This is a genomic window from Pseudomonas sp. ZT5P21 (genome assembly GCF_054897785.1).
In genome coordinates this window covers 4,092,929-4,105,735 of the sequence record NZ_CM142705.1, presented here as the reverse complement: position 1 = coordinate 4,105,735, position 12,807 = coordinate 4,092,929, and the positions used below count along the sequence as shown (strand labels likewise).

9 protein-coding genes are annotated in these 12,807 nt (G+C 59.4%); 4 read left to right on the top strand and 5 right to left on the bottom strand.

Annotated features, from left to right (window positions below):
- The first annotated feature begins 153 nt into the window (after window positions 1-153).
- Both ACYZT9_RS19005 and ACYZT9_RS19000 read left to right on the top strand, forming a co-directional pair.
- On the top strand, window positions 154-1,305 hold the full coding sequence (locus ACYZT9_RS19005; protein WP_462006902.1) for a TDT family transporter: 1,152 nt from the start codon (window positions 154-156) through the stop codon (window positions 1,303-1,305).
- 87 nt (window positions 1,306-1,392) lie between these two features.
- Window positions 1,393-3,267 carry an MFS transporter gene (locus tag ACYZT9_RS19000; RefSeq protein ID WP_462006901.1) on the top strand — a complete coding sequence of 625 codons (1,875 nt, stop codon included), beginning with the start codon at window positions 1,393-1,395 and terminating at the stop codon, window positions 3,265-3,267.
- A gap of 48 nt (window positions 3,268-3,315) precedes the next feature.
- Here ACYZT9_RS19000 and ACYZT9_RS18995 read toward each other — a convergent pair whose 3' ends face one another.
- From ACYZT9_RS18995 to ACYZT9_RS18975, 5 genes are all read right to left on the bottom strand, one after another.
- Entirely contained in the window at window positions 3,316-4,242 is a 927-nt protein-coding gene (locus ACYZT9_RS18995; protein ID WP_462006900.1) for a GGDEF domain-containing protein, read from the bottom strand.
- Between the two features lie 372 nt (window positions 4,243-4,614).
- Window positions 4,615-5,355: a YciK family oxidoreductase gene (locus tag ACYZT9_RS18990; RefSeq protein WP_008031809.1), complete on the bottom strand. Its 741-nt coding sequence runs from the start codon at window positions 5,353-5,355 to the stop codon at window positions 4,615-4,617.
- Window positions 5,356-5,539: 184 nt separating this feature from the next.
- Window positions 5,540-6,211 (bottom strand): N-acetylmuramic acid 6-phosphate phosphatase MupP, encoded by a 672-nt coding sequence (gene mupP, locus ACYZT9_RS18985; protein ID WP_462006899.1) that lies wholly within the window; start codon window positions 6,209-6,211, stop codon window positions 5,540-5,542.
- 4 nt (window positions 6,212-6,215) lie between these two features.
- Entirely contained in the window at window positions 6,216-6,914 is a 699-nt protein-coding gene (gene ubiG, locus ACYZT9_RS18980) for a bifunctional 2-polyprenyl-6-hydroxyphenol methylase/3-demethylubiquinol 3-O-methyltransferase UbiG (protein WP_462006898.1), read from the bottom strand.
- 57 nt (window positions 6,915-6,971) lie between these two features.
- The gene (locus ACYZT9_RS18975) at window positions 6,972-8,306 is read right to left on the bottom strand and encodes a TRZ/ATZ family hydrolase (RefSeq protein ID WP_462006897.1); all 1,335 of its coding nucleotides are present in this window, start codon (window positions 8,304-8,306) and stop codon (window positions 6,972-6,974) included.
- A gap of 107 nt (window positions 8,307-8,413) precedes the next feature.
- Here ACYZT9_RS18975 and mtnA point away from each other — a divergent pair, with 107 nt between their 5' ends.
- Together mtnA and gyrA are read left to right on the top strand one after the other, a co-directional pair.
- Complete coding sequence (gene mtnA, locus ACYZT9_RS18970; protein WP_462006896.1) at window positions 8,414-9,490, top strand: S-methyl-5-thioribose-1-phosphate isomerase; 1,077 nt, start codon at window positions 8,414-8,416, stop codon at window positions 9,488-9,490.
- Window positions 9,491-9,937: 447 nt separating this feature from the next.
- A complete protein-coding gene (gene gyrA, locus ACYZT9_RS18965) occupies window positions 9,938-12,589 on the top strand; it encodes a DNA gyrase subunit A (protein WP_462006895.1) in 2,652 nt (883 codons plus the stop codon).
- Window positions 12,590-12,807: the final 218 nt, after the last annotated feature.

Genomic DNA, 12,807 nt, shown 5'->3' with positions numbered 1-12,807 from the left:
CCCGGTGTAGCGAGAATACTGGTGATCGAATCGGAAGGCAGTGTTTAACGTTATATCTGCAAAACAGATAACAGTTAGAGATATTACCCGTTATATCGATATTTGATTGGGATCTACCATGGACTTCACCTCAAAAGAGGAGAGGAGTTCGACATGACATGCCCTGACACCGCCAAGCCCGGCCTCAAACCATTCACTCACCTGCAGCATCCGCGCGAGGTCATCCGTCAGTTCACCCCGAACTGGTTTGCGGCAACGATGGGCACCGGCGTACTGGCGTTGGCGCTGGCGCAGTTGCCAAACGCGAGCTCCGGTCTGCACGCATTTGCCGAAGTCCTTTGGCTCTTCAACATCGTTCTGTTCGCTTTATTCACGGCGTTGTACGCGGCACGTTGGGTGCTGTTTTTCGATGAGGCGCGGCGGATTTTCGGACATTCCACGGTATCGATGTTTTTCGGCACCATTCCCATGGGGTTGGCGACAATCATCAACGGTTTTTTGTTGTTCGGTCTGCCGCGCTGGGGCGAAGGTGTGATTCATGTTGCCGAGCTGTTGTGGTGGCTGGATGTGGCGATGTCGCTGGCGTGTGGTGTGCTGATTCCTTACATGATGTTCACCCGTCAGGAGCACAGCATCGATCAGATGACCGCCGTCTGGCTGTTGCCGGTGGTGGCCGCGGAAGTGGCGGCTGCCAGCGGTGGCCTGCTGGCGCCGCATCTGGCCGATGCCCATTCGCAACTGGTGGTTCTGATCACTAGCTACGTGCTTTGGGCATTTTCCCTGCCGGTGGCGTTCAGCATTCTGACGATCCTGTTGCTGCGCATGGCGTTGCACAAGCTGCCCCACGAAAACATGGCTGCTTCGAGCTGGCTGGCGCTTGGCCCGATCGGCACCGGGGCATTGGGCATGTTGCTGCTGGGAGCCGACGCGTCGGCGATTTTTGCCGCCAACGGTTTGCCAGGCGTCGGTGAGATCGCCGCCGGGCTGGGGTTGATGGCCGGTATCACGCTGTGGGGCTTTGGTCTTTGGTGGATGCTGATTGCATTTTTGATTACCGGGCGTTACCTGCGCGCCGGGATTCCCTTCAACCTCGGCTGGTGGGGGTTCACCTTTCCGCTGGGCGTCTATTCTCTGGCAACGTTGAAACTGGCCAGCACTTTGAGTTTGACGTTTTTCAGTGCCTTTGGCTGTGTGCTGGTGGCGTTGCTGGCGGTGATGTGGCTGATCGTCGCCAAACGCACGCTGCAGGGCGCATGGCGGGGCGAGTTGTTTGTCTCGCCGTGCATTGCAGGATTAAAGAAATAACCTGCGAAGATTAGGTAATGTGTGGCCTGGATCGACGATCGACATTCCAACAACAGTATCCACACCATCATCAGGGACACACGGAAGATGAGTCACCCCTCACAGTTCAGCTTGCTTCGCACTCGGCGTTTCCTGCCGTTTTTCGTGACACAGTCCCTTGGGGCGTTCAACGACAATGTCTTCAAACAGTCGCTGATCCTCGCCATTCTGTACAAGTTGACCCTCTCGGGTGATCGTTCGATCTGGGTCAATCTGTGCGCGCTGCTGTTTATCCTGCCGTTCTTTCTGTTTTCGGCGCTGGCCGGGCAGTTTGGCGAGAAGTTCGCCAAGGACGCGCTGATTCGGCTGATCAAGCTCGGGGAAATCGCCATCATGGCGGTCGGCGCGGTGGGTTTTGTGTTCGATCATTTGTGGCTCATGCTGCTGGCGCTGTTCGCCATGGGCACACATTCGGCACTGTTCGGGCCGGTGAAATACTCGATCCTGCCCCAAGCCTTGCACGAAGAAGAGTTGGTGGGGGGCAACGGTCTGGTGGAGATGGGCACGTTTCTGGCGATCCTCGCCGGGACCATTGGCGCCGGGGTCATGATGTCGTCTGCACATTACGCGCCCATCGTTTCCACGGCGATCATTGGCATTGCAGTGCTGGGTTATCTGGCCAGTCGCAGCATTCCACGGGCGGCGGCCTCATCGCCGGAAATGCGCCTGAACTGGAACATCTTCAGTCAATCCTGGGCCACCTTGAAACTGGGTCTGGGGCAAACGCCGGCGGTGTCGCGCTCGATTGTCGGCAACTCGTGGTTCTGGTTTGTCGGGGCGATTTACCTGACGCAGATTCCGGCCTATGCCAAGGAGTGGATGCACGGCGACGAAACCGTGGTGACGCTGATTCTTACGGTGTTCTCGGTGGGTATCGCGCTGGGTTCGCTGCTCTGCGAAAAACTGTCCGGACGCAAAGTCGAGATCGGGCTGGTGCCGTTCGGCTCGTTTGGCCTGACCGTGTTCGGCTTGCTGCTGTGGTGGCATTCCGGGGGAATTCCGGACAGCGTCAACGGCCATGGCTGGATCGAAATCCTCGGCTTTGGTCACACCTGGCTCGTGTTGATCGACATTCTCGGTCTCGGGGTTTTCGGCGGTTTCTACATTGTGCCGCTGTACGCGTTGATCCAGTCACGCACCCCGGAGCACGAGCGAGCGCGGGTGATTGCCGCCAATAACATTCTCAACGCGCTGTTCATGGTGATCTCGGCGATTGTTTCGATCGTGTTGCTGAGCTTGGCCAAGTTGTCGATCCCGCAACTGTTCCTGGTAGTGTCGCTGCTGAACATCGGCGTCAACGCCTACATCTTCAAAATCGTCCCCGAGTTCAGCATGCGCTTCATGATCTGGCTGCTCAGCCATTCCATGTACCGCGTCGAGCATCGCAACCTGGAGGCGATTCCGGATGAAGGCGCGGCGCTGCTGGTGTGCAATCACGTGTCCTTCGTCGATGCGTTGCTGATTGGCGGCGCAGTGCGTCGGCCGATTCGCTTTGTGATGTATTACAAGATTTACAACCTGCCGGTGTTGAACTTCATCTTTCGCACGGCCGGGACGATTCCTATCGCGGGACGTCAGGAAGACATTCAGATTTACGAAAAGGCCTTCACGCGCATCGCCCAATACCTGAAGGACGGTGAGCTGGTGTGCATCTTCCCCGAAGGCAAATTGACCGCCGATGGCGAGATCAACGAGTTCAAAGGCGGGCTGACGCGGATTCTCGAAGAGACACCGGTGCCGGTGATTCCGCTGGCATTGCAGGGGTTGTGGGGGAGTTTCTTCAGTCGCGATCCCGACAAAGGCGTATTCCGTCGGTTGTGGTCGCGGGTGACGTTGGTGGCGGGTCCGGTGGTAACGGTCGAGGCGGCAGAGCCAGCCAGGTTGCAAGGGTTGGTCGGGGAGTTGCGCGGCGCTGTGCGCTAATCCCCTGTCGATGCGGGCCGCTACGTTTGCGAGCCCGCTAGCGAGTCTTCAGCCCGCCATCGCCAATCGGTTGCGTCCTTCACGCTTGGCCACATACAGCGCGCTGTCGGCCCGTCGCAACAGGCTTTCGGCTGACTCGCCAGGCAGCAGGGTCGAACAGCCGAGGCTGACGGTCAGCTCGATCCGTTTGCCGTCAGCCAGATAATCCTTGGCCTGCGCAGCAAACCGCAGTCGCTCGCCGACCAAGGCTGCCGCCTCGCGGCCGGTGTTGGACAGCAGAATCAGGAACTCTTCGCCGCCAAAGCGAAACACCATGTCGACGTTGCGCAGCTGGCTTTTGATCGAGGCTGCAACGGCTTTCAGCACGTCATCGCCGGCGCTGTGGCCGTGGTTATCGTTGATGTGTTTGAAGTGGTCGATGTCCAGCATCAGTAACGAAAGGGGTTGCAAATGCCGGCGCGACATCTCGACTTCCCGATCCAGCGTCTGGTCCATGGCAATGCGGTTGCCGGTGTCCGTGAGGGGATCGCGCAAGGCACTCTGAGTGGCGGCGCGGTAGAGCAGGGCATTGCGCATCGGGTACAGCAATGCGGACAGCACTGACTCGAGATTGCCCTGCTCCATCTCGTCGAAACGCTGGTTACGGCGGAATACCAGTTCGCCCAGGTGCTCGCCTTCATGGCTGAGGGTGTAGCTGATCGAATGATGACCGCGCTGACCGAACTCAAGTCGCAAGTCGCTGGCCTCGTGCTGGTAGCTCAGGGCGTCGAGCGGAACAAGTCGCTGAATTTCGCGGAAGAAGAGCCCAAGAATGCGCTGCGGCTCCAGACTGGTTTGCAGCTGCTGGCTCAGTTGCTGGCACACTTGCGCAAGACTGACCGGCCTCTTCAGGAGAGGGGGCTGCTGACCAAAGCCCAGGCGTTGCAATTTGGCGCTGTCGAAGTCAATTGCGTTGGTCTGGGAAGGTGATTTCATATGGCGTGCGCCCCTAAGCAGTAAGGCTGTCTTACAGGCTGGGTGAGAGCGGCACTGGGCTGCGAATCATACTGGTCCATCAGTCCCGTAGGACATTTGGCGCAAGTCTAATCTGCTTTGTCGAAGATTAGTAAACCATCGACTCGAGGGTCGCCCCGTCTGCTTCCACACGGCGTGTGTTAGCAAATTTAGAGCGAAAGTCGTGCCATTCGGTTCAGTCGAATTAAAAGCGTTATTAATCAATATATTGATAGGGTTTTGGCGGGATCAGGGTTGCGCCATGACATTTGTTTGACTGAAATTAAGCGCGGTTGTGACGCTTGTTGAGTGCCGTGACGGAAATTCGCCACGGCACAAAAGCGACGCACGGCGTTACTGGGCGTTGAACGCCTGGCCGTTGATCCCGGTGCTGTCCGGGCCCATCAAGTAGAGGTAGACCGGCATGATCTCCTCGGGCGTCGGGTTGTTCAGCGGGTTTTCACCGGGATAAGCCTGGGCGCGCATGCTGGTGCGGGTGGCACCGGGGTTGATGCTGTTGGAGCGCACCGGGGCCACGGTGTCGACCTCGTCGGCCAGTGTTTGCATCAGGCCTTCGGTGGCGAATTTGGAGACACCGTAAGCGCCCCAATACGCACGGCCCTTGCGGCCGACGCTACTGGAAGTGAACACCACCGAAGCGTCCTGCGACAGTTTGAGCAGCGGCAACAGCGTGCTGGTAAGCATGAACATGGCGTTGACGTTGACTTGCATGACACGCATGAAGTTTTCGCCGGACAGTTGCTCGATCGGCGTGCGCGGACCAATGATCGATGCGTTGTGCAGCAAGCCGTCGAGGTGGCCGAATTCGGTTTCAATCATCGCCGCCAGCTCATCGTATTGATGGGGCAGGGCGGTTTCCAGGTTGAACGGGATCACGGCCGGTTGTGGATGGCCGGCAGCCTCGATTTCGTCATAGACCTGAGTCAGGTTGGCTTCGGTCTTGCCCAGCAACAGTACGGTGGCGCCGTGGGCGGCATAGGTTTTCGCAGCGGCAGCGCCGATGCCGCGACCAGCGCCGGTGACCAGGATGACCCGGTCCTTGAGCAGTTCAGGGCGGGCGGAATAATCAAACATAAAAAACCTCACAACATTTCTGTAGACAGGCATCACATCTGTGGCGAGGGAGCTTGCTCCCGCTCGGCTGCGAAGCAGTCGTAAAGCCTATAAATGCGGTGTACCTGAAAGAATGTGTTCATAGAAAGTGGGGCTGCTTCGCAGCCCAGCGGGAGCAAGCTCCCTCGCCGCAAAAGCCTCTGGCTCAGCAGCTGCAGAGCGCGCTATCCAAGACCTTGCGCAACTCCAACGGATGATCGACCACCACATCCGCACCCCAATGCCGCGGGTTATCGTCCGGATGAATGTAGCCATAGGTCACGGCGGCCGTCCGGGTGCCGGCATCGCGGCCAGACTCGATATCGCGCAGGTCATCACCCACAAACAGCACACTCTCCGGATCAAGGTCGAGCATCTTGCACGCGAGGATTAAGGGCTCCGGGTCCGGCTTGCTGTTCTTCACGTGATCCGGGCAGATCAACAGCGCCGAACGCTCGGCCAGCCCCAGTTGCTGCATGATCGGCTCGGCAAACCGCAATGGCTTGTTGGTGACCACGCCCCAGATCAGGTTGGCTTTCTCGATGTCGGCCAACACTTCGGCCATGCCGTCGAACAGCTTGCTGTGAACCGCACAACCCGCGAGGTAGCGCTCGAGGAACTCCAAACGAAGCTCTTCAAAGCCTGGAGATTCGGGGTCCATGCTGAACGTCACGGCAACCATCGCCTTCGCGCCGCCAGAGATCTCGTCGCGAATGTGTTTGTCGTTCACTGGCGGCAAGCCGCGGTCGGCACGCATCGCCTGACAGATCGCAATGAAGTCCGGCGCGGTGTCGAGCAGCGTGCCGTCCATGTCGAAAAGAACTGCTCTGATACGCATCGGCTTACTCCTCGCGCAGGGTCTGGATCATGTAGTTGACGTCCACGTCGGAGGCCAGTTTGTAGTGCTTGGTCAGCGGGTTGTAGGTCAGGCCGATGATGTCCTTGACGGTCAGGCCGGCCATGCGGCTCCAGGCACCGAGCTCGGAAGGGCGGATGAATTTCTTGAAATCGTGGGTGCCGCGTGGCAGCAGCTTCATGATGTATTCGGCGCCGACGATGGCGAACAGGTACGCCTTCGGGTTGCGGTTGATCGTGGAGAAGAACACCTGGCCGCCCGGTTTGACCATTTTGAAGCAGGCGCGGATGACCGAAGACGGGTCCGGGACGTGCTCAAGCATTTCCAGGCAAGTCACCACGTCGAACTGCTCGGGCATTTCTTCAGCCAGGGCTTCGGCGGTGATCTGCCGGTATTCAACGCTTACGCCGGATTCGAGCTGATGCAACTGAGCGACCGCCAGCGGCGCTTCCCCCATGTCGATGCCCATCACGGTCGCGCCGCGTTGAGCCATGGCTTCGCTGAGGATGCCGCCGCCGCAGCCGATGTCGAGGACCTTCTTGCCGGCCAGATTGACGCGTTCGTCGATCCAGTTGACCCGCAGCGGGTTGATGTCGTGCAGCGGTTTGAACTCGCTTTCGCGGTCCCACCAGCGATGGGCCAGGGCTTCGAATTTGGCGATTTCGGCGTAGTCGACGTTACTCATGGTTCATCCTCTAAAACTTGAAAAATCCTGTCGCCCCGGCGGTTGGCCTAGGGGTGCTTACAATTCGGTGTGGCCGCTGATGCGCTGGCCCCAGGCCTTGGCAGTGGCGCAAAGCTGTTCTTCATCCAGACGGGTCAGGCGACGGTCGTCGAGCAGTTGCTTGCCACCCACCCAGAGGTGTTTCACGCAGTCGCGACCGGTGGCGTATATAAGCTGCGAAACCGGGTTGTAGACCGGTTGCTGCGCCAGGCCCGAAAGGTCAAATGCGACCATATCCGCGGCTTTGCCGATTTCCAGCGAGCCGACCTCCGCCTCGATCCCCAGCGCCCGGGCGCCGTTGAGCGTGGCCATCCGCAGCGCGTGATGGGCGTCCAGTGCGGTGGCCGAACCGGCGACGGCTTTGGCGAGCAATGCGGCGGTGCGGGTTTCGCCGAGCAGGTCGAGGTCATTGTTGCTGGCCGCGCCATCGGTGCCGACGGCCACGTTGACGCCCGCCTGCCACAAACGCTCCACCGGGCAGAAACCGCTGGCCAGCTTCAGGTTCGACTCAGGGCAATGAATCACATGAGTGTTGCTTTCTACCAGCATCACCAGGTCCTCATCGCTGATCTGCGTCATATGCACAGCCTGGAAGCGTGGCCCGAGCAGGCCCAGACGCTGGAGTCGGGCCAGTGGGCGTTCGCCAAGCTGCTCAACGGCCTGCTGCACTTCGAAGGCGGTTTCGTGGACATGCATGTGGATCGAGGCGTCCAGCTCTTCGGCGATCACCCTGATTTTCTCAAGGTTTTCGTCGCCCACGGTGTAAGGCGCGTGGGGGCCGAAGGTAACTTTGATGCGCTCGTGGTGCTTGAGATCGTTGAACAGTTCAACGCCCTGACGAATGGCTTCATCCGCCGAACTGGCGCCAGGAATGGGGAAGTCGAGGATCGGAATCGCGATCTGCGCGCGAATGCCGCTGTTATGCACGCGTTCGCTGGCAACCTTCGGAAAGAAATACATGTCAGAGAAGCAGGTGATGCCGCCTTTGATCTGTTCGGCAATGGCAAGGTCGGTGCCATCGCGTACAAAGGCTTCATTGACCCACTTGGCTTCGGCCGGCCAAATGTGGTTTTCCAGCCAGGTCATCAGCGGCAGATCGTCGGCGAGGCCGCGGAACAGTGTCATCGCCGCATGTCCGTGGGCATTGATCAGGCCGGGGCTGAGCAGCATGTCCGGCAATTCGCGGACTTCGGTTGCGTCAAGCTTCAGCGCAGCCGCGCGCGGGCCGATAAAGACAATGCGCCCGTCGCGAATGCCCAGGCCATGCTCTTTGAGGACAACGCCAGCGGGTTCGACGGGTACCAGCCAGGTCGGCAGCAATAACAGGTCGAGCGCAGCGGCAGTGTTCGGCATCGAAGGTCGGTTCCAGTGCTTTTGTAAAGGATGGCGAAGTATACCCGAGCGTCTTCGCGGGGGGATCGCTATAATCGGCGGCTTTGTTACTGAGCACGGGGTGTGGGATGCGCAATCGACTGTTGGCTGCGGAGAAGGTGAAGGCCATCGATTGGCGTGATGGCGCCCTGTACCTGCTGGATCAGCGTGTTTTGCCTTTCGAGGAAACCTGGATCGGCTACACCAGCGCGGCTGGCGTGGCCGAAGCCATTCGTTCGATGGTGGTGCGTGGGGCGCCGGCGATTGGCATCAGTGCTGCCTATGCCATGGTGTTGGCAGCCCGCGTCCGAATTGCCGAGGGCGGTGACTGGCAGGCGGCGTGGGAGGAGGATTACGCGTTGCTGGCCGATTCCCGTCCGACGGCGGTGAATCTGTTCTGGGCCTTGAGTCGCATGCGTGACCGCCTTGATCGTCTCAAGGGTGATGCCGACCCTTTGGCGGCGCTGGAGGCGGAGGCCATTGCCATTCACGAAAGTGATCGTGAAGCCAACCTGACCATGGCGCAACTGGGTGTGGATCTGATCCGCAAGCACCAGGGCAACGCCCAGGCGATCCTGACCCACTGCAACACCGGCGCGCTGGCCACTGGCGGTTTCGGTACGGCGCTGGGCGTCATTCGCGGGGCGTTCATCGAAGGCATGGTCGAGCGCGTTTATGCCGATGAAACCCGACCGTGGCTGCAAGGTTCGCGACTGACGGCGTGGGAGTTGGCCAACGAAGGCATTCCCGTGACCCTCAATGCCGACTCCGCTGCGGCTCACATCATGAAGACCAAAGGCATTACCTGGGTCATCGTCGGCGCCGACCGGATCACCGCTAATGGCGATGTGGCCAACAAGATCGGTACTTATCAACTGGCGGTCAACGCCATGCACCATGGCGTGCGCTTCATGGTGGTGGCGCCGAGTTCGACCATCGACATGAACCTGGCCAGTGGTGACGACATTCCAATTGAAGAGCGTGATGGCCGCGAGTTGCTGGAAGTGGGCGGCAAGCGGGTCGGGGCGGATGTCGATGCGTTCAACCCGGTGTTCGATGTGACGCCGGCGGATTTGATCGATGCGATCGTCACCGAAAAAGGCATCGTTGAGCGGCCGGATACCGCGAAGATGGCGCAGTTAATGTGCCGTAAGCGTCTGCATTGAAGATTTCTGGCGTCTGATTAATCGCCTTCTTAATCGCCTTCGCGGGCAAGCCCGCTCCCACAAAGTTCTATGTCCTGCCGACAATCTCGGGCATACAACGAACCCTGTGGGAGCGGGCTTGCCCGCGATGAGGCCCGCACAGTCAATAAATCAGCTTGGATTCTTCATTCAGAAACCCTCTAAGCCTCTCTCGTCCCCTATCAGCCTGCCACCAGTCAACTAACTACACTCCATGCGCATCTGGGGGATAGGTGCGTGGCGGCTCTTGTGATAACATCCGGCGGTTTCCAAGGTAGCCCGGCGTGGCTGCCTTTACTGCGCAGATCCATGGCATAACTCGTTGATTTGTCGTAAGTCGGTGCATTGGCACTCAGCCTGCATCGGCGAGCTTCGTTCGTCCCATATGGATGTGACGAAGTTTCACCAGAAAAAGGAATCAGGCTTCTCATGGGCGAACTGGCCAAAGAAATCCTCCCGGTCAATATCGAAGACGAGCTGAAGCAGTCCTACCTCGACTACGCGATGAGCGTAATTGTCGGGCGGGCACTGCCGGATGCGCGCGATGGCTTGAAGCCCGTGCACCGGCGTGTGCTGTTCGCGATGAGCGAGCTGGGTAACGACTTCAACAAGCCGTACAAGAAATCTGCCCGTGTTGTCGGTGACGTGATCGGTAAGTATCACCCTCACGGTGATACCGCGGTGTACGACACCATCGTTCGGATGGCGCAGCCATTCTCGCTGCGTTACCTGCTGGTAGACGGTCAGGGCAACTTCGGTTCGGTGGACGGCGACAATGCCGCGGCCATGCGATACACCGAAGTGCGCATGACCAAGCTGGCGCACGAGCTGCTGGCTGACCTGCATAAAGAAACCGTGGACTGGGTGCCGAACTACGACGGCACCGAAATGATCCCGGCGGTCATGCCGACCCGTATTCCCAACCTGCTCGTCAACGGCTCCAGCGGTATCGCCGTGGGCATGGCGACCAACATTCCGCCGCACAACCTCGGTGAAGTCATCGACGGTTGCCTGGCGCTCATCGACAACCCCGAGTTGACCATCGATGAGCTGATGCAATACATCCCCGGTCCGGACTTCCCGACCGCTGCGATCATCAACGGTCGCGCCGGCATCATCGAAGCCTACCGCACCGGTCGTGGCCGCATTTACATGCGCGCCCGCTCGATGATCGAAGACATCGACAAGGTTGGTGGTCGTCAGCAGATCGTCATCACCGAGCTCCCCTACCAGTTGAACAAGGCCCGTCTGATCGAGAAGATCGCCGAGCTGGTCAAAGAGAAAAAGCTCGAAGGCATTACCGAACTGCGCGACGAGTCCGACAAGGACGGTATGCGCGTCGTGATCGAGCTGCGTCGCGGCGAAGTGCCTGAGGTGATCCTCAACAACCTCTACGCCCAGACCCAGCTGCAAGCGGTGTTCGGTATCAACATCGTTGCGCTGATCGACGGCCGTCCGCGGATCCTGAACCTCAAGGACCTGCTGGAAGCCTTCGTTCGTCACCGTCGCGAAGTCGTTACCCGTCGTACCGTGTTCGAACTGCGCAAAGCCCGCGAACGTGGCCACATTCTGGAAGGTCAAGCGGTTGCCCTGTCGAACATCGACCCGGTGATCGCCCTGATCAAGGCCTCGCCAACGCCGTCGGAAGCCAAGGAAGCGCTGATCAAGACGGCGTGGGAATCGTCCGCGGTGGTCGCGATGGTCGAACGCGCGGGTGCCGACTCTTGCCGTCCAGAGACTCTGGACCCGCAATACGGTCTGCGCGAAGGCAAATACTTCCTCTCGCCGGAACAGGCGCAAGCCATTCTGGAGCTGCGTCTGCACCGTTTGACCGGTCTGGAACACGAGAAGCTGCTGGCCGAGTATCAAGAGATCCTCAACCAGATCGGCGAACTGATCCGCATCCTCAGCAGCGCCACGCGCCTGATGGAAGTGATCCGCGAAGAGCTGGAAGTGATCCGCGCCGAATACGGCGACGTGCGTCGCACCGAAATTCTCGATGCCCGTCTCGACCTGACCCTGGGTGACATGATCCCGGAAGAAGAGCGCGTCGTGACCATTTCCCACGGTGGTTATGCCAAGACCCAGCCATTGGCTGCGTACCAGGCTCAGCGTCGTGGCGGTAAAGGCAAATCGGCTACCGGCGTCAAGGATGAGGACTACATCGCTCACCTGCTGGTCGCCAACAGCCACACCACGCTGCTGCTGTTCTCCAGCAAAGGCAAGGTGTACTGGCTGAAAACCTACGAAATCCCGGAAGCGTCCCGCGCGGCTCGTGGTCGTCCGCTGGTCAACCTGCTGCCGCTGGACAGTGATGAATACATCACCACCATGCTGCCGGTCGAGGAATACACCGAAGGTCACTTCATCTTCATGGCCACTGCCAAAGGCACCGTGAAGAAGACCCCGCTGGAATCCTTCAGCCGTCAGCGCAGCGTCGGTCTGATCGCGCTTGAGCTCGACGAAGGTGACGTACTGATCTCTGCCGCCATTACCGATGGCGAGCGCGAAGTCATGCTGTTCTCCGATGGCGGCAAGGTCACTCGCTTCAAGGAAACCGACGTTCGCGCCATGGGCCGTACCGCTCGCGGTGTTCGCGGCATGCGTCTGCCGGAAGGGCAGAAGCTGATTTCCATGCTGATCCCGGAAGAAGGCAGCCAGATCCTCACCGCTTCGGCCCGTGGTTTCGGCAAGCGCACGGCGATCACCGAGTTCCCTGAGTACAAGCGCGGCGGTCAGGGCGTTATCGCCATGGTCAGCAACGACCGTAACGGCCGTCTGGTCGGCGCGGTTCAAGTGCTCGACGGCGAGGAAATCATGCTGATTTCCGACCAGGGTACTTTGGTCCGTACCCGTGTCGATGAAGTCTCCAGCCTGGGGCGTAACACCCAAGGCGTGACCCTGATCAAACTTGCCAGCGATGAAACGCTGGTCGGTCTGGAACGGGTTCAGGAGCCGTCGGAAGTCGAAAGCGAAGAGCTCGAAGAGGGCGCGGTGTTCGACGGTGAAGTCGTGATCGACGACAACGTTGTCGAAGACCAGCAGCTCGACGCCGCCGCTGACGAAGAACCGCAAGAGTAAGCGGGCAAACAGGGGGCGGATGAAAATTCGCCCCCTTGTTGTTTGTCCCTTTGGAATATTGATGCCCCTGTAGGAGCGAGCTTGCTCGCGATGGACGTCAACGATGACGCAGGTTTTCTGATTAAACGCGGCGCCCTCAAGTACTTCGCGAGCAAGCTCGCTCCTACAGTTGATCGCTCCAGCCATTCGCGGGACGATCACACCGAAATATTGCGTGA